General features: G+C 18.8%; 23 protein-coding genes. 7 read left to right on the top strand and 16 right to left on the bottom strand.

Annotated features, from left to right (window positions below; translation table 11 throughout):
* Positions 1 to 12 precede the first annotated feature (12 nt).
* The 10 genes from tyrS to prfA form a co-directional block, all read right to left on the bottom strand.
* Positions 13 to 1,296, bottom strand: a complete 1,284-nt coding sequence (gene tyrS, locus GJU05_RS00525) for a tyrosine--tRNA ligase (RefSeq protein ID WP_208753609.1) — start codon at positions 1,294 to 1,296, stop codon at positions 13 to 15.
* Positions 1,297 to 1,315: 19 nt separating this feature from the next.
* The gene (locus tag GJU05_RS00520) at positions 1,316 to 1,939 is read right to left on the bottom strand and encodes a riboflavin synthase (protein WP_208753608.1); all 624 of its coding nucleotides are present in this window, start codon (positions 1,937 to 1,939) and stop codon (positions 1,316 to 1,318) included.
* Between the two features lie 107 nt (positions 1,940 to 2,046).
* Complete coding sequence (gene pheT, locus GJU05_RS00515) at positions 2,047 to 4,533, bottom strand: phenylalanine--tRNA ligase subunit beta (protein WP_208753607.1); 2,487 nt, start codon at positions 4,531 to 4,533, stop codon at positions 2,047 to 2,049.
* Positions 4,530 to 5,525, bottom strand: coding sequence for a phenylalanine--tRNA ligase subunit alpha (gene pheS / locus GJU05_RS00510; RefSeq protein WP_208753606.1), 996 nt, complete (start codon positions 5,523 to 5,525; stop codon positions 4,530 to 4,532). Before pheS ends, pheT begins: the two co-directional genes overlap by 4 nt.
* Positions 5,526 to 5,622: 97 nt before the next feature.
* Positions 5,623 to 5,970, bottom strand: coding sequence for a 50S ribosomal protein L20 (gene rplT / locus GJU05_RS00505; protein WP_208753605.1), 348 nt, complete (start codon positions 5,968 to 5,970; stop codon positions 5,623 to 5,625).
* A 46-nt stretch (positions 5,971 to 6,016) separates the two neighbouring features.
* Positions 6,017 to 6,214 (bottom strand): 50S ribosomal protein L35, encoded by a 198-nt coding sequence (gene rpmI, locus GJU05_RS00500; RefSeq protein WP_208753604.1) that lies wholly within the window; start codon positions 6,212 to 6,214, stop codon positions 6,017 to 6,019.
* Between the two features lie 26 nt (positions 6,215 to 6,240).
* Positions 6,241 to 6,780 (bottom strand): translation initiation factor IF-3, encoded by a 540-nt coding sequence (infC, locus tag GJU05_RS00495; protein WP_208753932.1) that lies wholly within the window; start codon positions 6,778 to 6,780, stop codon positions 6,241 to 6,243.
* A gap of 12 nt (positions 6,781 to 6,792) precedes the next feature.
* On the bottom strand, positions 6,793 to 8,049 hold the full coding sequence (gene thrS / locus GJU05_RS00490; RefSeq protein WP_208753603.1) for a threonine--tRNA ligase: 1,257 nt from the start codon (positions 8,047 to 8,049) through the stop codon (positions 6,793 to 6,795).
* Positions 8,050 to 8,196: 147 nt separating this feature from the next.
* Positions 8,197 to 9,039 carry a peptide chain release factor N(5)-glutamine methyltransferase gene (gene prmC, locus GJU05_RS00485; protein ID WP_208753602.1) on the bottom strand — a complete coding sequence of 281 codons (843 nt, stop codon included), beginning with the start codon at positions 9,037 to 9,039 and terminating at the stop codon, positions 8,197 to 8,199.
* Between the two features lie 13 nt (positions 9,040 to 9,052).
* Positions 9,053 to 10,126 (bottom strand): peptide chain release factor 1, encoded by a 1,074-nt coding sequence (gene prfA / locus GJU05_RS00480; protein ID WP_208753601.1) that lies wholly within the window; start codon positions 10,124 to 10,126, stop codon positions 9,053 to 9,055.
* A 203-nt stretch (positions 10,127 to 10,329) separates the two neighbouring features.
* Between prfA and GJU05_RS00475 the strand changes: the two genes are divergently transcribed.
* The 7 genes from GJU05_RS00475 to gap all read left to right on the top strand — a co-directional run bounded on the left by GJU05_RS00475 (position 10,330) and on the right by gap (position 18,255).
* On the top strand, positions 10,330 to 11,277 hold the full coding sequence (locus GJU05_RS00475; RefSeq protein WP_208753600.1) for a ribose-phosphate pyrophosphokinase: 948 nt from the start codon (positions 10,330 to 10,332) through the stop codon (positions 11,275 to 11,277).
* Positions 11,278 to 11,302: 25 nt separating this feature from the next.
* Complete coding sequence (pth, locus tag GJU05_RS00470) at positions 11,303 to 11,902, top strand: aminoacyl-tRNA hydrolase (RefSeq protein ID WP_208753599.1); 600 nt, start codon at positions 11,303 to 11,305, stop codon at positions 11,900 to 11,902.
* The gene (gene ychF / locus GJU05_RS00465) at positions 11,902 to 12,924 is read left to right on the top strand and encodes a redox-regulated ATPase YchF (RefSeq protein ID WP_208753598.1); all 1,023 of its coding nucleotides are present in this window, start codon (positions 11,902 to 11,904) and stop codon (positions 12,922 to 12,924) included. Before pth ends, ychF begins: the two co-directional genes overlap by 1 nt.
* A gap of 87 nt (positions 12,925 to 13,011) precedes the next feature.
* Positions 13,012 to 14,478: a cardiolipin synthase gene (gene cls, locus GJU05_RS00460; RefSeq protein WP_208753597.1), complete on the top strand. Its 1,467-nt coding sequence runs from the start codon at positions 13,012 to 13,014 to the stop codon at positions 14,476 to 14,478.
* 67 nt (positions 14,479 to 14,545) lie between these two features.
* On the top strand, positions 14,546 to 15,355 hold the full coding sequence (gene xthA / locus GJU05_RS00455) for an exodeoxyribonuclease III (RefSeq protein ID WP_208753596.1): 810 nt from the start codon (positions 14,546 to 14,548) through the stop codon (positions 15,353 to 15,355).
* Between the two features lie 31 nt (positions 15,356 to 15,386).
* Positions 15,387 to 17,204: a signal peptide peptidase SppA gene (gene sppA, locus GJU05_RS00450; RefSeq protein ID WP_208753595.1), complete on the top strand. Its 1,818-nt coding sequence runs from the start codon at positions 15,387 to 15,389 to the stop codon at positions 17,202 to 17,204.
* 52 nt (positions 17,205 to 17,256) lie between these two features.
* Complete coding sequence (gene gap, locus GJU05_RS00445) at positions 17,257 to 18,255, top strand: type I glyceraldehyde-3-phosphate dehydrogenase (protein WP_208753594.1); 999 nt, start codon at positions 17,257 to 17,259, stop codon at positions 18,253 to 18,255.
* 101 nt (positions 18,256 to 18,356) lie between these two features.
* Here the strand turns inward: gap and GJU05_RS00440 are convergent, their stop codons facing one another.
* The 6 genes from GJU05_RS00440 to acpP all read right to left on the bottom strand — a co-directional run bounded on the left by GJU05_RS00440 (position 18,357) and on the right by acpP (position 23,531).
* Positions 18,357 to 18,707, bottom strand: coding sequence for an HIT domain-containing protein (locus GJU05_RS00440; RefSeq protein ID WP_208753593.1), 351 nt, complete (start codon positions 18,705 to 18,707; stop codon positions 18,357 to 18,359).
* A gap of 16 nt (positions 18,708 to 18,723) precedes the next feature.
* Positions 18,724 to 20,178 carry a PTS glucose transporter subunit IIBC gene (gene ptsG, locus GJU05_RS00435; RefSeq protein ID WP_208753592.1) on the bottom strand — a complete coding sequence of 485 codons (1,455 nt, stop codon included), beginning with the start codon at positions 20,176 to 20,178 and terminating at the stop codon, positions 18,724 to 18,726.
* A 36-nt stretch (positions 20,179 to 20,214) separates the two neighbouring features.
* Positions 20,215 to 21,243: a DNA polymerase III subunit delta' C-terminal domain-containing protein gene (locus tag GJU05_RS00430; RefSeq protein WP_208753591.1), complete on the bottom strand. Its 1,029-nt coding sequence runs from the start codon at positions 21,241 to 21,243 to the stop codon at positions 20,215 to 20,217.
* 1 nt (position 21,244) lies between these two features.
* Positions 21,245 to 21,865, bottom strand: a complete 621-nt coding sequence (gene tmk, locus GJU05_RS00425; RefSeq protein ID WP_208753590.1) for a dTMP kinase — start codon at positions 21,863 to 21,865, stop codon at positions 21,245 to 21,247.
* A gap of 90 nt (positions 21,866 to 21,955) precedes the next feature.
* Positions 21,956 to 23,200, bottom strand: a complete 1,245-nt coding sequence (fabF, locus tag GJU05_RS00420) for a beta-ketoacyl-ACP synthase II (RefSeq protein WP_208753589.1) — start codon at positions 23,198 to 23,200, stop codon at positions 21,956 to 21,958.
* A gap of 94 nt (positions 23,201 to 23,294) precedes the next feature.
* Positions 23,295 to 23,531: an acyl carrier protein gene (acpP, locus tag GJU05_RS00415; RefSeq protein ID WP_208753588.1), complete on the bottom strand. Its 237-nt coding sequence runs from the start codon at positions 23,529 to 23,531 to the stop codon at positions 23,295 to 23,297.
* Positions 23,532 to 23,584: the final 53 nt, after the last annotated feature.

Here is a 23,584-nt window from a genome sequence, read left to right as displayed (position 1 = left end):
ATAGATTTTTTTTTATTTCCAGTAAATTAAACAAAAATTTTTTTTACCTTTACGTAATAAAGTGAAATGATTAAATTTTTTATAGTATTGTGTAAATATAAATGAAATATCAGAAATATTTTCATTATTAATATATATTGAGTTTGATTTTATTAAAATAGAAGCTTTATTTTTAGAAGATGCAAATTTACTCAAAATTAGTATTGTTTGTAAATTAAAATTTTTATTTTCTAAATAAAGATTTTTAATATTTTGAGATAATATTAAAAAATCATTTTCTGAAAAATTATTTATATTTTCATAAAAAAGTAAATTAGTTATTCTTTTGGATATTATTAAATTATTTTTTCCATGTACCATATTAGTCATATATTCGGCTAAAAGATATTGTGGACTATTTTTTTTAATATTATTTTTTTTTTTATTAAAATTATTGATAATTTTTGATTCATAATTAGTAAACATATTTAAAAAATTAAATACAATTGAATCTGGTATATTTAACCAAAATTGAAAAAATTTATATGTACTAGTTTTTTTATGATCTAACCAAATAGTTTCTTTTTCAGTTTTACCAAATTTTGTTCCATCATTTTTAATAATTAAATTAGTAGTTATACCAAAAACTTTTTTTTTATATATTTTTTTTATTAAATCTATTCCAGATACAATATTACCCCATTGATCTGAACCTCCAATTTGGAGTATGACATCAAAATTTTTATTTAAATAAGCAAAATCATATGATTGTAGTAAATTATAAGAAAATTCAGTAAAAGAAATTCCCTCAGTATTATTATTTATCATTCTTTTTTTTATTGAGTCTTTATTAATCATTTGATTAACACAAAAATATTTACCAATTTTCTTTAAAAAAAAGAGAACATTCATTTTATGAAACCATTCATAATTATTAATTATGATAGCACTATTTTTTCCACAATTAAAATCTAGAAAATTATTTATTTGTAAACTAATTTTTTGAAACCATAAATTTATATTATCTATTATATTTATTTTTCTTTTTTTTAGTTTAAAACTAGGATCTCCAATTAAACTTGTTGCACCTCCTAATAAAATTATTGGTTTGTGTCCTAGTTCTTGAAAATATTTAAGTGTAATTAATTGTATTAGATGTCCTATATGTAGACTATCTGCTGTTAAATCAAAACCACAATAAAGATTAATTTTTTTTTTATTTAAAATTTTATATAAATTATTTTGATTAGTTACTTGATAAAGAATATTACGATTTTTTAATTTTTTTAGAATATTAATTCCATTTTCTTTTATCATTTATACTCCTTTTTTTATTTTATTTAAAATATTTAATATTATTATTATATAATTTTTTTACAGTTTGAATAATACTTCTAACATATATATCAGTCTCAATATTTACATAATTATAAATATTTTTATTAGATAATGTAGTTTTAGATAATGTTTCTGGTATTATATTTACACTAAATTTATTTTTTAATTTCTTATCTATTGTTAAACTAATACCATCTATACATATAGATCCTTTTTCTAAAATATAATTCATTTGTAAAATATTATCAGGTTTTATCCATAAAATTTTTGAAGAAGTATAATTTTCAATATTAGTAATAATAGCTGTATCAGTAATATGACCTAATACTATATGACCTCCAATATAATTATTTATTTTAATAGGTTTTTCTAGATTTATAGAATCACCAACTTTTATTTTTTTAAAAGTTGTAATATTAAATGTTTGTTTAATTATATTAAAAATCATAATATTATTATATAATTTAACAATTGTTAAACAACATCCATTATTTGAAATGGATTCTCCTATTTTTAAATTTTTTATAAAATTTTTATTTGTTTTTATATATAAATAATATAAATTTTTATTCAAAATAATATTTTGAATTTTACCTATAGATTGAATAATGCCTGTAAACATTTTTTTATTTTTGTATGAAAAAAATATATTTATTATATAGATAATATATATTATATATCATTAAAATACTTAACTAATAAAATTAATTTATTATATAAATAAATAAATTAACATTTTTTATTCTTGTCAAGAATATGATCTCTTAATAAAATTTGAAATTTTTTTGTTAATTCTAAAATACATTTGTTTATGATTTTATTAATTTCTTGTTCATTTAATGTATAGTTTTTATTTTGTATTAATAAACTTAATGTTATATTTTTATATCCTATTGGGATATTATGTCCTTGATATAAATCAATTAAGTTAATTTTAATTATTTCTTTTAATTTTAATTTTTTTAAAACAGATAAAATATCTATAAAATAAATATTTTTTTTTATTGAAAAAGAAATATCTCTTTTATTTATTGGATAATGAATAATTTTTTGAAAATTAAAAATATTATTAATAATAATTTTATCAAAAAAAATTTCAAATAAAAAAGTATCATATTTTATATTAAAATAATTTATTAATTTAGGATGTAACATTCCAACAGATCCAATTTGGATATTATTAATATATATTAATGCACTTATATATGGATGTAATATTGTATTTTTTTCACATTGTTGACGAAATTCTATTTTATTATATTTATTTAAAAAATTAAAAATATATTCTATATCACCTTTTATATCATAAAAATTTATTAATTTATTTTTTTCATTCCAATAATTGGAATATAAGTTTCCGTTTATTATCCCAGATAACATTAATTTTTGTGAAACTCCTATTTTTTTTTTTAAATTTTTAAAAAAACATAACCCATATTCAAAAAAACGTAGATTTTTTTGTTGTCTATTTTGATTATAAATAATATTATTTATTAATCCATATGATAAAGAATTACGCATAACAGATGTTTCAATTGTAAGAGGATTAATAATTTTAATTTGTTGTATTTTTGGATATAAAATAGATTGTATTACAGGATTAATAAAACTATAATTAATAACTTCATAATATCCTTTATTAATTAATATATTTTTAATTTTTTTGAAATTTATTTTTATATTTTTTGATTTTGATTTTTTTTCTAAAATATTTTTTTTAATTAAATTTATTTTTATTTTATTAGGAATTTTATTATATCCATATATACGAATAATTTCTTCTATTAGATCTTCTTCAATATTTATATCACTACGCCAACTTGGTATATTAATACTACAATTATTATTAGTTTTTTTAATAATTAAAAAACCTAATTCATTTAAAATATTAATTATATATTTTTTTTTTATATAAAAACCTAAAATTTTATATATTTTTTTAAAAGAAAATTTAATTATTTTTTGTAAATTATTAATATTATTAATATCAATAGTATAAATTTTACTTCTATCACCTCCAAATATTTCTAGTATTAAATTTATGGTTCTTATCATAACTTTTTTTTGTATTAATGGATCTAAATATCTATTATAGATATTAGAAGTATTATTAGAATAATTATTTTTATTAAATAAAGATGTAAAATATGTTTTATTTATGAATAAACATTCTATTAAAATATCTTTTGTTGTTAATGTAACAATTATATCTTTATTTTGTGCGATACCTGGTATAGATAAAATTTTATCTTTATCTTTTATAATTAATAAAGAATCATTAATTATTGATTTAATATTTTGGTTTTCAAAATTTAAAAAATTATATTTATTTTTTTCTTTAATTTGAATATAAATATCTCCTTTAATTTTATTAAAATCGTAAAATTGTATTGGATATCCTAATTCTAAAATTATATAATTATAAATATTTAATAATGGGTTTTGAGATATAATTTCAATTCCAGATTGAAATAATCTATTTTTAATAAATAACGGAATATTTTTTTTAAAATTAACATTTTTAATTATACAATAATTGTACTGATATAGAATATTATTAATATTATTATTAATATTAATATTAATTTTATATTTTTTTGATTTTTTAATCAGAATATCATTATATGGTTTTTTTAAAAAAAAAATTTTTTTTAAAACAGATAATTCTCTAGTAAATCCTAATATACTTAAACAATCAGTTCTATTAGTTGGGGTATTAATATGTAAAATTTTTTCAGTTATATTTAAATATTTATTTGCATTTTCCCCATTATTACTATTAATAGGTAATTTAATTAAATTATTATTTGAAAAATAATTTTTAGAAATATTAATAATTTTATAAGAACATAATAATCCTTCAGATTTTAATAAAAAATAATACTCTGGAATATTAATATACTTTTTATATAAAGAAGAATATTTAGTAGCTAAAATAACTTTAGTTTTATTTTCTAAATTATTTATATCAGAAAATATTTTTAATAATTTTTTATTATTAATTAATATATTTAATTTATAAATTTTAGGTTTTTTTTGATATAAAGAATATTTAATTATCTCTCCTACTAAAATATTATCAAAAATTATATTTTTTTTAAAATATTCAATTTTTTCAATTTCAAATCCTAACATTGTTATTTCTTTTGATAAAGAATAAGTATCTTTATCATAATTTAACCATTCATGTAACCATGACTCACTAAATTTAATCATATAAAGTTATTGAATTTAAATTGTTTAAGAAAACGTATATCATTTTCATAAAAAAGTCTAATATCATCAATATTATATTGTAACATAGCTAATCTTTCTACTCCCATGCCAAAAGCATATCCATAATATTTAGAAGAATTTATTTTAACGTTTTTTAAAACATTAGGATGTACCATCCCTGCTCCTAATACTTCTATCCATTGTTTTTTTTGATTTAAAATATCTACTTCTAAAGAAGGTTCTGTAAAAGGAAAATAAGAAGGTCTAAAACGTATTTTACATTTTTTACCAAAAAAAAAGTTTAAAAATAAAACTAATATACTTTTTAAATCAGTAAATGTTACTTTTTTATCAATAAATAATCCTTCTATTTGATGAAACATTGGGGTATGATTACGATCGTAATCATTACGATATACTTTGCCAGAAGTTAATATACGTATAGGAGGTTTTTCTTTTTTCATTATTCTAATTTGAATATTAGAAGTTTGAGTTCTTAATAAAGTATTTTTATCTAACCAAAATGTATCTTGTTCTGTTCTTATAGGATGATATTTTGGGATATTTAATGCATCAAAATTATGATAAACATCTTCTATTTCTTGACCTATAACTATTTTAAAACCAACTTTCATAAAAAATTTTTCAATTTTATTAATTGTACTTTTTATAGGATGTTCAGATCCTATTTTAATATATTTTCCAGGTAACGAAATATCAATTTTTTGATTTAAAAGTTTTTTTTTATTTTTTTCTATTTCTATTTCTTTTTGACGTTTTTTTATTATTTTTATTATTTTTTTTTTTTGTTTATTTAAAATAATACTTTTATTAATTTTTTCTTCTTTTTTTAAAGTTTTTATTAACAAAAATTGTTTTGTAATATATCCTTTTTTTCCTAAATATTTAACTTTTAATATATTTAATTCATTAATATCTTTTACTGCGTAAATTTCTTTTTTTGCAATAATAACTATATTATCAGATATCATATATGATATTCTCATTAATATAAAATAAATAATTATTTATCCTATTATAAATATATATTATAGAAAATAATTAAATTTAATTAATATAATTAATAAATTAATTTTTTGTAAAATTTATTAATTTATTAAAAGATAAATTATCAAACATAGCCATATTAGCTAAAATTTTTCTATTTATATTGATGTTATTTTTTTTTAATCTATATATTAAACAGTTATAAGATATATTTTTTTGACGAGCTGCTGCATTAATTTTCATAATCCATAATTGCCGAAATTTTCTTTTTTTTTGTTTTCTATCTCTATAAGCATATTGTCCTGATTTAATCACTGCTTGAAAAGCAGATCTATAAGTTCGAGATCTTGCTCCATAATATCCTTTAGCTTGTTTTATTATTTTTTTATGTCTTGCTTTTGCTGTTACTCCACGTTTAATTCTTACCATATAATTTAAATTCCTATAATTATTATATTTAATATATTTGCCTTATTTATAAATAAGGTAAACAAATTTTTAATGAATATGAATCTCCTTTTTTAACTATTTTTTTTTGTCTTAAAAATCTTTTTTTTTTTTTGTTTTTTTTAGTTAATAAATGTCTTAAATTAGCTTGTTTATGTTTAAAAAGACCAGTACCAGTTTTTTTAAAACGTTTTGCAGCACTACGTACTGTTTTTAATTTACTCATAATTAATATATCCAGATTATTAATAATTATTTTTTTGGTATTAAAATCATTATAATTTGTCTACTTTCAACTTTTGAGGGGAATGATTCTACTATAGCTAATTTTTCTAAATCACTTTTTATACGATTTAACATAGAAAATCCTAATTTAGTATGCATCATTTCTCTTCCTCGAAATCTTAGAGTAACTTTTATTTTATCTCCTTTTTTTAAAAAACGAATTAAATTACGTAATTTTACCTTATAATCTCCTATATCTGTTCCCGGACGAAATTTAATTTCTTTTAAATTTATTATTTTTTGTTTTTTTTTTTGTTCTTTAGAAGCTTTATTTTTTACATATAAAAATTTACCATAATCCATAATACGACATACAGGAGGTTCTGAATTAGGACTAATTTCAACTAAATCAAATCCTGTATTTTCTGCTTTTATTAAAGCTTCTTTTAAACTAATTATACCAATTTGTTCACCATTTAATCCTATTAATCTTACAATTTTACTCCTAATATTTTGATTAATTCTATTAGGTCGTGATAATTGTATGGTTTTTTTTCCAATTTTAATATCTTACCTCTCTTAATTTTTTTTATTAATATAATAATTATTAATTTCTTTCATTATTTTATTAATAATATCATGAATTTTCATAAATCCCAAATTTTTACCAAAACAATCTCTCACAGAAATAAAATTATTTTTAACTTCTTTATCTCCACAAATTAAAATATATGGAATATGTTTTATTGCATATTTTCTAATTTTAAAAGAAATTTTTTCATTATTTATATCATATTTAACACGAATATTATTATCTTTAATTATTTTAAATAATTTTAAAACATATTTAATATGTTTTTCACTAATACTTAATATTATAATTTGAACTGGTGCTAACCAAATAGGTAAATATCCAGAAAATTCTTCAAGAATAATCCCTATAAATCTTTCTAAGGAACCTAAAATAGCACGATGAATTATTATTGGAGTACTATGTTTATTTTTTTTATTTATATAAAACAAATTTAAACATTTTGGTAATGTAAAATCTAACTGAATTGTACCACATTGCCATTCTCGATTTAAACAATCAAAAAAAGAAAATTCTATTTTAGGACCATAAAAAGCGCCTTCTCCTATTTGATATTCAAAATTAATATTTAATTTATTTAAAATATAAGATAAATTATTTTCTGCTTGATCCCAAATTTCATTATCTCCAATTTTATTTTTTGGTCTAGTTGATAATTTTACAAGAAATTTTTTAAAACCAAAAAGATGATAAATATCATACATCATATCAATACAATATTCTATTTCTTTAATTACTTGATTTTTTGTACAAAAGATATGAGCATCATCTTGTGTAAAATTTCTTAATCTCATTAAACCATGTAAAGAACCAGATGGTTCATTTCTATGACAAATACCAAATTCCGCAATTCTTAAAGGTAAATCTCTATATGATTTCAATTTTTGTTGAAATATTTGAATATGAGCAGGACAATTCATAGGTTTTATACAATAATTTCTATTTTCTGATAAAGTAGTAAAAATAGATTCTTTATAAATTTTCCAATGTCCTGTTTTTTCCCAAATAGTAAAATCAGTAATTAAAGGAGTTTTTACTTCTAAATAATTATATTGATTTAATTTTATACGTAATAATTTTTCTAATTCTTTAAAAATAATATAACCATTATGATGCCAAAAAACCATTCCTGGAGATTCATTTTGAAAATGATATAAATTTAATTTTTTACCAATACTTCTATGATCTATTTCTAATAATTTATTAGATAAATCTATTTTTTTAAAATTATCATTTTGTGCCATTTTTTACTTTTAAAATATTAATTTTTAATAATAATAACAAAATTTTTCTTTTAAATATATTAAAAATAGTTTAAATTTTATTTTAAATAAAATAAATTTTTATAAAAATTTATTTTCAAATTATTAATTAATTTTTTTTAAAAATTATTAAATTGAAAATTTTTGTCCACAAATAACTCGATAATATCCTTGTATATCACAATATTGTGATATATTTTTAAAATTTTTAATTTTAAAGATTTTTTTTAAAATATATCCTTGTTTATATCCATGTTCTAATATTAACCATCCATAATTATTTAAATATTCTGAAGATTTAGAAATAATATAATTTAAATCATATAATCCATCATTTAATGATATTAATGATTTAATAGGTTCAAATTTTAATTTTTTTTTTAATTGATAATATTCATAATTACTTATATAAGGTGGATTACTCATTATGATATCAAATTTCTTATTTTTTAAATTACTAAACCAATTACTTATTAAAAAATTAATATTATTAATATATAATTTTTTAGCATTATATTTTGCTAAATTAATAATTTGTTGAGAAATATCTACAGCAGTAATTTTAAGAAAATTATATTTAGAGGCAATTGCTAATGCTATTGCTCCACTTCCAGTACCTAAATCTAAAATTTTTTTTATATTATTATTAATTTTTTTTAAAACAATATTTACTAAAATTTCTGTATCTTCTCTAGGTATTAAAACATAAGGTGATACATTAATTTTTAATGACCAAAATTCACAAAAACCTAATAAATAAGCTATAGGTTCTCCTCTAATCCTTCTTTTTAAAAAATTTTGTAATATTTTAAATTGTTCTAAATTTATTTTAGTTTCATCAAAACCATAAATCCATGATTTAGATTTTTTTAAAACAAAAGATAATAATACGACTGATTCTAATTGATGTGTTAATATTTTATGTTGTTTCAAAAGATTAGAAGCGTATTTTAACCATTGATTAATAATCATTTTTTTATTAAAACTATAATTTATCAGTATTATACTGACGAATAATTGGGTTTATTAAAATATCTAAATTACCATCCATAATCTCATTTAATTTATATAATGTTAAATTAATACGATGATCTGTTACTCTTTTTTGAATAAAATTATATGTTCTATTTCTATCTGAACGATCCCCACTACCTAATAATATTTTTTTCTTTATTGCATTATCTTTATTTTTTTTTGTTATTTCTAATGTGTATATTCTTGTAGCTAAGACAGCTAAAGCTTTAGCTTTATTTTTATGTTGTGATCTTTCATCTTGACATTCTACAACAATTCCTGTTGGAAAATGAGTAATTCTTATAGCTGAATCAGTCGTATTAACATGTTGTCCTCCTGCTCCAGAGGATCTAAAAGTATCAATTTTTAAATCTTGATTATTTATTTCTGGAATTTCTTTTTTTAATAATTCAGGCATAACTGCAATAATACAAGTAGAAGTATGTATTCTTCCTTGAGATTCTGTTTCAGGAACTCTCTGTACTCTATGTCCTCCTGATTCAAATTTTAATTTACCATAAACTCCAACTCCTATAATTTTTAAAATAATTTCTTTAAACCCATTACCATTTTCATTATAATGAATATTTATTATTTCTATTTTCCATTTTTTTGATTCTGCATATCTAATATACATTCTTGAAATATTTTTTACAAAAATTGCTGCTTCATTTCCTCCAGAACCAGCTTTTATTTCTAAAAAACAATTACGATTATCTTCTTCTTTTTTTTGAGGAGAAAGTAATTTATACAATATTTTTTCTATTTTTTTTTGTTTAATTTTAATATTTTTTATATCTTCCAATACCATTGGATATATTTCTTTATCTTTTTCTTTTAATAAAGTTTTATTATTTAATAAATTTAATTCTAATTTTTTCCATTTTATAAATGGTTTAATTATATTTGATAATTTAGAATATTCAGTTGATAAATTACGTAAAGATATATGATTATTATATGTTTTATAATCACTTAATTTTTTTGATATATAATTGTATCTCTTATATAAGAGATTAAGTTTTTTTAAAATAGAAGAATTCATAATTATTATTTTAATATTTAAATGTTATAAATAAAATATTTTTTTTAAAATTACATTAATAATAATATATATTATATTAGTAATATTATTATATAATAATATTTTATCTATTTTTAATAGAGAATACTAATTCTATATTAAAATTTTATTTTTTATATAAAAAATTTAAATAAAATTATAAATATAATTTTTAAGGATTTTATATGGTTAATATGAAATTATTTGCTGGTAATGCTATTCCTAGATTAGCAAAAAATATTGCTAATCATCTATATATTAATTTAGGTAAGATATTTGTAGGTAAATTTAGTGATGGAGAAGTTTCTGTTAAAATAAATGAAAATGTAAGAGGAAGTGATATTTTTATCATACAATCAACTTGTAATCCTACAAATGATAATTTAATTGAATTAATTATAATGATTGATGCATTTAAAAGAGCATCTGCTGGAAGAATAACTGCCGTTATTCCTTATTTTGGTTATGCTAGACAAGATCGAAGAATTCGTTCCGCTAGAGTACCTATTACTGCAAAAGTAATAGCTGATTTTTTATCTAGAGTAGGAATTAATAGAATATTAACAGTTGATTTACATGCAGAACAAATTCAAGGATTTTTTAATGTTCCTGTAGACAATGTTTTCGCAAGTTCTATCTTTTTAAAAGATATATCAAAAAATATATATAATAATCCTATAATAGTTTCTCCTGATATTGGTGGAGTAATTCGTGCAAGATCGATAGCAAAAAAATTATTTCATGGTACAGATATGGCTATTATAGATAAAAGAAGACATAATTTAAATACTACAGAAATTATGAATATTATTGGAGATGTTAATCAACGAGATTGTATTTTAATAGATGATATTGTTGATACTGCAGGAACATTATGTCAAGCAGCAAAAGCTTTAAAAAATAATGGAGCAACAAAAGTATTTGTTTATGTTACTCATGCTATTTTTTCTGGAAATGCTATTGAAAATATTTATAATTCTGTAATAGATGAAATTATTGTCTGTGACAGTATCCCATTAACAAAGAAAATAAAAAAATTAAAAAATGTTAGAGTATTAACTCTATCTTATATGCTTGCAGAAACAATAAGAAGAATTAATAATGAAGAATCTATATCTGTAATGTTTAAATAAATTAAAATAATAAATAGGTAAATATTTGAATAATATAAAAATGATAGTAGGATTAGGTAATAATTTAAATAATAAATTTATTAAAACTCGTCATAATATAGGTTCTAATTACATAATTAATTTATCTAAAAAATTTCATGTTAAATTTAAAAAAGTAAAAAAATTAAATGAAAATATTGGTTATTTAAATATTTTAAATAAAAAAATAATTTTATTAATACCAAACTCTTTTATGAATAATTCAGGAAAATCAATATTTATTGTTTCTAATTTTTATAAAATTTTATTAAAAAATATTTTAGTTATTCATGATGAATTAGATTATTTACCTGGCATTATCAAATTTAAATATGGAGGAAGTAGTGGAGGACATAATGGAATTAATAGTATTATTAAAATATTTAATGATACATTATTTTATAGATTACGTATAGGTATAGGACATCCTGGAAATAAAAATCAAGTAAATAATTTTGTATTAAATTCTCCTACATTAACTGAACAAAAAAATATTAATTTTACTATAAAAAATAGTATTAAAGCTTTACTAGTTTTTATTAAAACTAATAATTATAATAAAGCAGTAAATTATTTACATTCTAATAATAATAAGAGAATAAAATAATGGCATTAAAATGTGGTATAATAGGTTTACCAAATGTAGGTAAATCAACATTATTTAATGCATTAACTAATTCTAATGTAGATGCATTAAATTATCCTTTTTGTACAATAAAACCGAATACTAGTATAGTAACAGTTCCTGATAACAGATTATTTTACTTATCTAAAATAATAAAATCTAAAAAAACGATACAATCGACAGTAACTTTTGTGGATATTGCTGGTTTAATAAAAGGAGCTTCTAAAGGAGAAGGATTAGGAAATCAATTTTTATATAATATATCAGAAGTTGATGCTATTATTCATGTAATACGTTGTTTTAAAAAAAAAAATATATTAAGTCTATCATATAGACCTATAAAAGATGTAAATATCATAAATAATGAAATTATTAATTTTGATATAAATTTATTATGTAAATTAAAAGATAATAAAAAATATTTTAATAAATGGAAATATTTATTAGATATTTGTTTAAATCACTTAAAAAGTGGTAGATTATTAAATTTATTAAAATTAAAGATAGAAGAAATAGATTTTTTAAAAAAATTAAAACTACTAACAATTAAACCAATAATTATTATTGCTAATACAGATGAAAATAATATTAATAACCAATTTTTTTTAGATGAAATAAATATTCTTAAGAAAGAATATTTAGTTTTAAAAATTTGTATTATTAATCTTAATAAAAAACAAAAAATATTATCAATAAATAATGATGATTTAAAAAACATAATACTTTGTAGTTTTAAACTATTAAATTTACATACTTTTTATACAGTAGGAATTAAAGAAACTAGATCATGGAGTATTTTAAAAGGTACAACTACATTAATTGCTGCTAAAAAAATTCATAGTGATATCCAAAGAGGATTTATTAGAGCTCAAGTAATACATTATAAAGATTTTATTTTTTATAAAAGTCAAACAAAAGCAAAATTATTTGGTAAAATGAAAATAGAAGGTAAAAAATATATAATACAAGATGGTGATATTATTAATTTTCTTTTTAAAATTTAAAAAATATATATTTTTTATTTTAAAATTTGATATTAAAATGTTTATATTTTAATTTTGTTAAAACTATATTTAAATAGTTTAGATAGTATGATTAATTTTTTAAATTTAATTCTTTTATATAGCATTAATATATTATTAATATTAATTATAATTAGAATTTTTATAAAATATAAAGATATAAAATCTTATATATTATGGTATCTTATTTTATATGTTTTCCCTAAAATAGGAATTATTTTTTATTTTATTTTTGGAGAAATTTATTCAAAAACACAATATAAATCTCAGAAAGCTAAAAAAATATGGTTTCGTTATAGCGAATTATTAAAAAAATTACAATTATATTATAAATTATATATTAAAAATATGCATGTAAATAAAAAAATAGAAACATTATTTCAATTATGTGAAAATAAACAAAATTTATTTAGTATGACTAATAATTCTATTAAATTATTAAATTCATCATTTAAATTATTTACATCATTAATTAATGATATACAATCAGCAAAATATAGTATTCATATTGTTTTTTATATATGGATACCAGGAGGCTTAGTAAATAAGTTTTCAGAATCTATTATAATAGCAGCTAAAAGAGGTGTTAAATGTTATATTATGTTAGATTATATTGGCAGTAAAAATTTTTTTTATAGTTCTTGGTATTATCGTTTGTTAAAAGTTGGTGTTTTTATAATTAAATCATTAAATATTACAATTTTTAATTTTTTTTGTTCTAGAATAGATTTAAGACAACATAAAAAAATAATATTAATTGATAATAAAATAGTTTATGTTGGCAGTATGAATATGGTAGATTCAACAAATTTTAAAAAAAATACTAAAATATGTAAATGGATTGACTTAATGATTCGTATAACTGGACCTATTGTTAATACAATCAGTATTATTTATTCATATGATTGGGAAATAGAAACGGGACAAAATATATTATCTATTAATCAATTAAAAAATAACTTAGTAAAATATCAAAATAAAAATAATATTAATAGAATACAAGTAATATTTTCAGGATTAAAATTATCTAAAAAAATAATCCATAATTCTTTAATTACAGCTATATTTTTAGCTAAAAAAAGTTTAATTATTACAACACCTTATTTAATACCAAGTAAAAATTTATTATCTGCTATTTGTATAGCTTCTGAACGTGGAGTAGATGTAAAAATTATTATTCCTAAATATAATGATTCAATTTTTATTTATTGGGCTAGTAAATTTTTTTTTTATAAATTATTAAAAAAAGGAGTTAAAATTTATCAATTAAAAACAGGATTTTTACATACAAAAAGTATTATTATAGATAAAAAAATTAGTTTTATAGGTACTGTAAATTTAGATATAAGAAGTATCTATTTAAATTTTGAAATTAATTTAATTATTGATGATATTATATTTAATAAATCACTTTTATATATACAAAATAAATATATTTCAAAATCACAAAAATTAGAATATAATTTATGGATACAAAGACCGTATTGGAAAAAAATAATAGAAAAATTATTTTTTTTATTTAAATTTATTTTATAAAATAAAAAAAATGATATTTATAAAAAAATTATTTTATTATAAGAATTTATATTAACATTTTAATTTTATGAAAATTTTTTCATTCAATATTAATGGAATAAGAGCGCATATACATCAATTAAAAATAATTATAGAAATATATAATCCTGATATAATTGGGTTACAAGAAATAAAAGTAAATAATAAAGATTTTCCTAAAGAAGAAATATATAAATTAGGATATCACATTTATATATGTGGCCAAATGAAAAATTATGGAGTAGCTTTATTAAGCAAAAAAAAACCTTTAAATATTCAAAAAAATTTTTTAAAAGATTTATTTAATAATCAAAAAAGATTAATAATGATTGATTTAGATAGTTCTATTGGTAATATAAAGATTTTAAATTGTTATTTTCCTCAAGGAGATAATCAAAAAAATAATATAAAATTTAAATATAAAATTAATTTTTTAAAAAATTTATATTTTTATATCAAAAAAAATTTAGATCCAAAAAATCATATTATACTTATGGGAGATATTAATATTAGTATTTCTGATTTGGATATTGGAATAGGAGAAAAAAATCGTAAAAAATGGTTAAAACAAGGAAAATGTTCTTTCTTACCAAAAGAAAGATTTTATATGAATCAATTACTTAATTGGGGTCTATTTGATATTTGGAGATTAATGAATCCTTTAACAAATAATAAATTTTCTTGGTTTGATTATAGATCAAAAGGATTTCTTATTAATAAAGGATTAAGAATTGATAATATTTTAATTACTTATTCATTAATAAAATATTATTTAAATTCAGGAATAGAATATTCTATTCGTAATTTAATTAAACCTTCAGATCATGTTCCTATTTGGGTAAAGTTTAAAAATATTTAATAAATTTTTATTTTAAAAAATTAGGTGAAAAATGATTAAGTTATTGAATATAATAAAATTCTTTTGTTGTTATTTATGGTCATTAATTAATTTTACTAGAATATTAATAATAAATATTATTTTTATATTATTAATATCATTATTATGTTATTACATATATAATGTTAATCATAGAAAAAATATAAATAACAAAATTTTAAGGAAAAATAATCAAGTATTAGAAATTAATTTTAATGAAAACTTTGATAATGAATCTTTTTATAAAAATAATTTAATATTTAAATTATTTAACATATTCTCAAGTAAAAAAAATAATGATCCAATAATTAATATTGTTAATGCTATAAATTTTGCAAAAAAAGATAAAAATATTCATGGTATTATATTAAAACTTCATAATTTAAATATTTATGATATTCCTAATTTAAGATATATAGGTAAATATTTAAATGCTTTTAAAGCAAGTGGTAAAAAAATATATGCAATTTCAGATATGTATGACCAAAATCAATATTATTTAGCTAGTTTTGCTAATAAAGTATTTTTATTACCATATGGTCATGTAAAATTATATGGTCTAAATTTTAAAAAGTTTTTTATAAAAAACTTTTTAAAAAATTTAAAAATACAAACTCATGTATTTAGAGTTGGACAATATAAATCTGCAGTTGAATCTGTTTTAAGAAAAGATATGTCTAATGATGATAAAATAGTGATGAATCAATTAATAAATAATTTATGGGATGATTATTTAACAACTATATCAATTAATAGACAATTAACTAAAGAAGAAATTTTTCCTACAGATGAAAATTTTTTAATATCTCTTAAAAAATCTCATGGAAATTTAGCTTTATTTGCATTACAAAATAAATTAGTAGATAAAATTTCTAATAATAATGATTTTGAAAAAGAAATGATTCAAAATTTTGGATTAGATAAAATTAAAAATACATATAATAAAATTAATATTAACGATTATATAAAATTATATATAGATAATGGAATACAAAAAAATAATGGTAATATTGCAGTTATTACAATAGATGGAATTATGATGTATGGTAAAAATGGAAGTGATATTATCACAAATAAAATAAATAAAGTTTATCGAAATCCTAAAATTAAAGGATTAATATTAAAAATTAATAGTCCAGGAGGAGATATTTTAGCTGCAAAAGCAATTTATAATGAATTAATTTTATTAAAAAAAATTCATAAACCAATAGTAGTTATTATGGGGAAAATGGCTGCATCAGGTGCATATTGGATTTCTACAATAGCTGATTTTGTAATTGCAGATCCAGTAAGTTTAACTGGTTCTATTGGTATTTTTAGTGTTGTATATAATATTAGTGATATTTTAGATTTAGTTGGTATAAAAAAAGATGGTATTAATATATCAGATAGATTTAATAATTCTATTAATGAAAAATTATCTTCTATAGAAAAAAAGATAATGAGCATAAATATTAAAACTGGTTATGATGAATTTATTTATTTAGTTTCTAAAGACAGAAATTTACCTATTGAAAAAGTTAAAAAAATAGCTAATGGTATGGTTATCTTAGGTAAAGATGCTAAAAAATATGGATTAGTTGATGATTTAGGTGATTTTGATAGTGCAATAATAAAAATTGCACAATTAACAAAAATAAAAAAAGTAAAATTACAATGGATAAATGTAAATACTTTTTCTCCATTAGATTATTTTATAAAATCAAATAATTTTATTATATCTAATTTAATTCAAAATTATATAAATTTTATTTTTAATAAAAATTTTTCATTATTAAATAATGAAAAATTTTTAAATTCCGAAAAAATATATTCTTTATATGTTATATAAATTTAAAATTTTATTTTTTCATAATTTTGTATTTATGATTAGGAGATAATTAATGTCTATTAGAGTTGCTATTAATGGATTTGGAAGAATAGGACGTATTTTTTTTCGCGCTGCTCAAAAAAATACGAAAATTAAAATTATAGCTATTAATGATTTATTAGAAATCAATTATATGGCATATATGATAAAATATGATTCAACACATGGATCTTTTAAAGAAAAAATTAAAGTTCATAAAAATAATTTAATTATAAATAAAAATATTATTCACGTATTTTCTGAATCAGATCCTAGTAAATTAAAATGGCACGATTTAAATATTGATATTGTTGTTGAATCTACAGGTATTTTTTTAACAAAAGAATTAGCAAAAAAACATATTATTGCTGGGGCTAAAAAAGTTATTATTACAGCTCCTCCTAAAGATAATTCAATCCCTATGTTTGTAAAAGGAGTTAATTTTAATAGTTATAATGGAGAAAATATTATTTCAAATGCTTCATGTACTACTAATTGTTTAGCTCCATTAGCTAAAATTATCAATGATAATTATATTATTGAAAATGGTCTTATGACAACTATTCATGCAGTAACTTCTACACAAAAAACAGTGGATAGTCCTTCTATGAAAGATTGGAGAGGAGGAAGAGGGGCATATCAAAATATTATTCCTTCAAGTACAGGAGCTGCAAAAGCAGTAGGAATTGTTTTACCAGAATTAAATAATAAATTAACAGGAATATCATTAAGAGTACCGATTGCTAATGTTTCTGTTGTTGATTTTACTGTTAAAATTTTAAAAAAAACTACATTATCAGATATTTGTGAAGTTATTAAATTTGCATCTAATAATTATATGAAAGAAATTATTGGTTATACAGAAGATGATGTAGTATCTAGTGATTTTAATGGTTCAACATTAATATCTATTTTTGATAAAAAAGCAAGTATAGCTATTAATAATAATTTTTTTAAATTAATTGCTTGGTATGATAATGAAACAGGTTATTCTTCTAAAATATTAGATTTAATCTTACATATTTTTAAATAAAAATATAAACATTTGCTATGTATTATTTTAATAAATACATAGCAATACACAATTTGTATTTTTTAAAATATTATTAAAAATAAAAAATATAATTTTTAAAACTAAAAGAAAATATTTACACCTTGTCTACCACCTAATAAATGCATATGTAAATAAAATATTGTTTGACATCCATGAACATTACAATTAATAACAATTCTATAACCAGATTTATGAATTTTTTTTTTTTTTGCTATTTTAGATGCCACTAATAACATTCTTCCTAGAATTAATTCATGTTTATGATTAATATTATTAAGTGTTTGTATAAAAATATTAGGTATAATTAAAATATGTATTGGACTTTGTGGTTTTATATCATTAAAAGCTGTTACTAAATCATCTTGATAAATAATATTAGTAATTATTTTTTTAGATAGAATTTGTTGAAATATATTTTTTTTATTATTCATAATATTTTTATATTTATTAATAGTTATTTTTTTTTATAAAATTATCCATTTCTGTTTTTAAATTATCTGATTTAGTACCAAAAATAGCTTGTACACCATTACCAGAAATAATAATAGCAGAAGCTCCTAACAATTTTAATTCTTTTTCATTAACTTTTTTGATATTAAGAACAGTTATACGTAATCTAGTAATACATGCATCTAAATTAGTAATATTATTTTTACCTCCAAAAGCTTCAACTAATTTTTTTCCATAATTTAATGATATATCATTTTCTTTATATATATTATTTTGTATTTTTTCACGACCAGGAGTTTGTAAATCTAATTTAATAATTATTATTTTAAATATATAATAATATATAAATGTATAAATCAAACCTACGATTGGGAATAACCATATTTTAGAACCATTACCACTTAAAATAATAAAATCAATTAATCCATGAGAAAAACTTGTTCCATTTCTCATTCCTAATAAAATACAAATAGGAAAAGATAATCCTGATAAAATAATATGTATTATATATAATAATGGTGCTACATACATAAAAGAAAATTCTATTGGTTCAGTAATTCCTGTAAAAAAAGATGTTAATGCTGCTGAAAACATTAAACTACCAATTTTTTTTTTGTTTTCTTTTTTTGATGTTTGCCATATAGCAATAGCTGCTCCTGGTAATCCATACATTTTAAATAAAAAACCTCCTGCTAATTTACCTGCAGATGGATCTCCAGCAATATATCTTGCAATATCACCATGATATACTTGCTTAGTAAATATATTCATAAATGAACCTATCTCCATTTGAAATGGAACATTCCAAATATGATGTAAACCAAAAGGTAATAAAGTTCTTTCTATTATTCCATAAATACCAAATGCAAAAACTGGGTTTTGATAAGCAGCCCAATATGAAAAATGTTGAATTATTTTTCCAATTGGAAGCCATATAAAAGATAATAATAACCCAACAAAAATTGATGTTAAACCTGAAATTATAGGAATAAAACGACTACCAGAAAAAAAACCAAGATAATCAACTAATTTGATATTATGAAAACGATTAAACATATATGCAGCGATAGAACCAGCAATAATTCCACCTAATACTCCTGTGTTTGCAAGATGTTTTTGAATAACCATTTCTTGTGTATAATTATTATGTAATAAAATAGGAATCATAACTTCAATAGTTTTTGTTAAAATACCATAAGAAACAACAGATGCTAATGCAGATACACCATTATTTTTAGTAAATCCTAAAGAAATTCCAATAGAAAAAATTAATGGCATATTAGCAAAAACAGAACTACCTGTTTTTTCCATAATATTAGAAATAATATTAGGTAACCAAGAAAAATTAGCTGATCCTATACCCAATAATATTCCTGCTATAGGCAGGACAGATACTGGTAACATTAAAGATTTACCTATTTTTTGCATATTAGCGAATGTATTACTAAACATTATAAATATCCTATTTTAAATGAAATTTAATAAATATTATTTATATTTATTATTAGATGTATATATTTTTTCTAAAGATAATAATAAATTAATTAATACTAATTCATAATTAATATTATTAATTTTTATTAAAATATTACTATAAAATAATATTTTTTTTATCATTAATAAAATTTTATCTACTACAATTAAATTAGATATTTTATGTATAAAATATATTTGATCTAAATTATATAAAAATTTTTTATCTATATTTAGATGAATTTTAACTACATCTAATAAAATTAGATAAATCCAATTTAAATATAACAGAATATTTTTATTATTTAAAATAGATAATAATTTCATTATATCCTCCTCTAAAGAGGAGACTAAAATAGTATATAAAATATTTCTACTTTTCCATATTATATTATTTAATAATTGATATGCATCAATTGGTGAATTATTACATAAACGTAATGCAGTTTTTATTGATTCTTTTTGAAAAATTTTATAATTTTGTACTTTTTTTTTTAACCATAATATACCTATTTTTTCATTAGGAGGATATATATGCCAAAATTGACATCTACTATATATTGTAGGTAATAATTCATTTTTATTATTACATTGTATAAAAAACCAAATATTATCTGAAGGTTCTTCTAAAATTTTTAAAAGAGCATTACTAGATGAAATATTTAATTGATTAGCATAAGGAAACCATATAATTTTACCAACATCTTTATAAGATGATTGATAAATAATTTCAGTCAGATTTCTAATTACTTCTATACTAATACTATTTTTTTCTTTATTATTTTTAATAATATGTAAATCAGGATGAATATTTTTTTCTACTAAAATACAATTTTGACATTTAGAACAACTATATATTTTTTTTTTATTAATACAAAAAATCCATTTAGTTAAAGCATAAATTAAATTATTTATACCTAATTCATTTAAAGAACAAAAAATATATGCTTTATAATTTTTTTTATTTAAAAATTGATTAATTATTTTTTTATAAAAAAAATTTAACCATGGATATGTTGATAATAATATAGGATATTTTTTCATTTTATACTAATATTAATTTGTTAATAATTTTTTTTACTGATATTTTTACATTTTTTAGATTATTATTAGCATCAACTATTTTTATAATTTTATTTTTTTTTGCTATTTTTAAATAATATTTCCTTACTCTAGAAAAAAAGTTTATAGATTCTTTTTCAATTCTATCGTAATTTTTAGAATTTATTCTTTGTAAAGAAATTACAGGATTTACATCTAAATAAATAATAATATCTGGTTTTATATTATTATTAATAAAATTTTGTAAAAATAATATAATTTTTTTATTTATATTTCTCCCGCCTATTTGATAGGCATATGTAGATAAATCATATCTATCGGATAAAATCCAATTTATATTAATATTTTTTCTTATTATATTATCTAATAATTGTAATCTAGCTGCATATATTAATAATAATTCTGTTTTGTAAGAAATTTTTTCTCCTTGAGAAAATTTAATAATATTCCTTAATTTTTCTGCGATCGGAGTTCCTCCAGGTTCATGAGTTTGAATAATATTTGTAATATTAAAATTATTTAATAATTTTACTATATAATTACAAATAGTGGATTTTCCAGCACCATCTATTCCTTCTACTACAATAAATTTTTTATTATTCATTTTTTTAAAATTAAATATTTATTATAATACTATAATTAATATTTATTTTTTTAAATAAAAATATTCAAAATTAAAATTTTATTTTTAAAATTATATTTTTTTAAAAATTAACGAAGCATTAGACCCTCCAAAACCAAAAGAATTACATAATACATAATTCATATTATTAACATCTCGAGAAATTTTAGGAATAAAATCTAAATCTAAATTTTTATCAGGATGATCTAAATTAATTGTAGGAGGAACTATTTGATTTTTTAATGATAAAATTGAATAAATAGATTCAATAGCTCCAGCAGCACCTAATAAATGTCCAGTGATTGATTTAGTAGAACTTACAAATAATTTATAATAGTTATTTTTAAAAATTTTTTTAATAGCATTTACTTCTGCTATATCTCCTATTTTTGTTGATGTACTATGTGCATTTATATATTTAATATTTTCAGGATTAAGATTAGCATCCTTTAATGCATTAAACATTGCTAACTGAGCACCTTTTCCATTTATAGGTGGTGAAGTTATATGATAAGAATCATTACTCATACCAAAACCTACTAATTCTGCAAAAATATTTGCGTTTCTTTTTTTAGCATGATTATATTCTTCTAATATTAGAATACCTGCTCCATCTCCAATAACAAAACCATCTCTATCTCTATCCCAAGGTCTACTTGCTTTTTTTGGTTCATGATTTCTTTTTGATAAAGCATTCATTGAACAAAAACCACTTAAGCTTAAAGGAGTTACAGCTTTTTCTGATGCTCCAGTTATCATAACATCAGCATCATTATAAGATATAATTTTAAAAGCAATTCCAATATTATGTATTCCAGAACTACAAGCTGTACTAATAGTTAAACTAGGTCCTGTTAATTTATAATTAATTGCAATATTCCCTGTTAACATATTCATAAGAGTTGCTGTCATTAAAAATGGAGTTATTTTTTTGGGACCATTTTTATTTAATATTTGAATATTTTTTTCTATTAAATTAATACCTCCTAATCCAGAACCTATAGCAATTCCAAATCTAGGATTATCATATTTATTAAGTATTAAACCAGAATTATTAATAGCTTCATTACATGCTATTAATCCATATTGAATAAATAAATCAATATTTTTCTTTTTTCTATTAGAAAGATTATTTATATACTTAAAATTTTTTATTAATCCAGCAATTTTAGTTTTATATTTATCAGTATTAAAAGTATTAATTAAATTAATACCACTATTACCATTAATAAGATTATACCAATTAGATTCTATTGTATTTCCTATTGGAGTAATCATTCCAATACCAGTAATTACTACACGTCTACGTTTAAACATTGTATTTTTTCTATATAGATCATATATTTTAAAAATTATTATTATGGAATAGAGTAAAATATATTACTCTTAATTCCATAATTTTAATTAAATTTTATTTTTTATAATTATTAATATAATTAATAGCTTCTTGAATAGTAGTAATTTTTTCAGCATCTTCATCTAAAATTTCAATATTAAATTCTTCTTCTAATGCCATTATAATTTCAATAGTATCAAGAGAATCTGCACCTAAATCCTCTTTAAAAGAGGAAGAACTAATAATATTTTTTTTTATTCCTAATTGATCAATAATAATTTTTTTAACACGTTTAGTAATAGAATTACTCATACTCGTTATATTTTCCTATAAAATTATTTTAGGATAATTTTTCTAAAAAATAA

The sequence above is a fragment of the Enterobacteriaceae endosymbiont of Donacia fulgens genome (assembly GCF_012567545.1).
Lineage (GTDB): Bacteria > Pseudomonadota > Gammaproteobacteria > Enterobacterales > Enterobacteriaceae.
The sequence above is the reverse complement of the archived record's forward strand: the minus strand, read 5'-3'. Positions and strand labels throughout refer to the sequence as shown.

Coding starts and splice junctions, on each gene's coding strand:
- GJU05_RS00430 (WP_208753591.1), bottom strand. CDS start 21,243: ATGAAAAAATATCCTATATTATTATCAACATATCCATGGTTAAATTTT.
- thrS (WP_208753603.1), bottom strand. CDS start 8,049: ATGGCACAAAATGATAATTTTAAAAAAATAGATTTATCTAATAAATTA.
- pheS (WP_208753606.1), bottom strand. CDS start 5,525: ATGATATCTGATAATATAGTTATTATTGCAAAAAAAGAAATTTACGCA.
- ptsG (WP_208753592.1), bottom strand. CDS start 20,178: ATGTTTAGTAATACATTCGCTAATATGCAAAAAATAGGTAAATCTTTA.
- tmk (WP_208753590.1), bottom strand. CDS start 21,865: ATGAATAATAAAAAATTTATTGTAGTAGAAGGAATAGATGGTGCTGGA.
- acpP (WP_208753588.1), bottom strand. CDS start 23,531: ATGAGTAATTCTATTACTAAACGTGTTAAAAAAATTATTATTGATCAA.
- cls (WP_208753597.1), top strand. CDS start 13,012: ATGATTAATTTTTTAAATTTAATTCTTTTATATAGCATTAATATATTA.
- GJU05_RS00475 (WP_208753600.1), top strand. CDS start 10,330: ATGGTTAATATGAAATTATTTGCTGGTAATGCTATTCCTAGATTAGCA.
- prfA (WP_208753601.1), bottom strand. CDS start 10,126: ATGAATTCTTCTATTTTAAAAAAACTTAATCTCTTATATAAGAGATAC.
- pheT (WP_208753607.1), bottom strand. CDS start 4,533: ATGATTAAATTTAGTGAGTCATGGTTACATGAATGGTTAAATTATGAT.
- ychF (WP_208753598.1), top strand. CDS start 11,902: ATGGCATTAAAATGTGGTATAATAGGTTTACCAAATGTAGGTAAATCA.
- tyrS (WP_208753609.1), bottom strand. CDS start 1,296: ATGATAAAAGAAAATGGAATTAATATTCTAAAAAAATTAAAAAATCGT.
- GJU05_RS00520 (WP_208753608.1), bottom strand. CDS start 1,939: ATGTTTACAGGCATTATTCAATCTATAGGTAAAATTCAAAATATTATT.
- sppA (WP_208753595.1), top strand. CDS start 15,387: ATGATTAAGTTATTGAATATAATAAAATTCTTTTGTTGTTATTTATGG.
- gap (WP_208753594.1), top strand. CDS start 17,257: ATGTCTATTAGAGTTGCTATTAATGGATTTGGAAGAATAGGACGTATT.
- fabF (WP_208753589.1), bottom strand. CDS start 23,200: ATGTTTAAACGTAGACGTGTAGTAATTACTGGTATTGGAATGATTACT.
- prmC (WP_208753602.1), bottom strand. CDS start 9,039: ATGATTATTAATCAATGGTTAAAATACGCTTCTAATCTTTTGAAACAA.
- rplT (WP_208753605.1), bottom strand. CDS start 5,970: ATGGTAAGAATTAAACGTGGAGTAACAGCAAAAGCAAGACATAAAAAA.
- rpmI (WP_208753604.1), bottom strand. CDS start 6,214: ATGAGTAAATTAAAAACAGTACGTAGTGCTGCAAAACGTTTTAAAAAA.
- xthA (WP_208753596.1), top strand. CDS start 14,546: ATGAAAATTTTTTCATTCAATATTAATGGAATAAGAGCGCATATACAT.
- GJU05_RS00440 (WP_208753593.1), bottom strand. CDS start 18,707: ATGAATAATAAAAAAAATATATTTCAACAAATTCTATCTAAAAAAATA.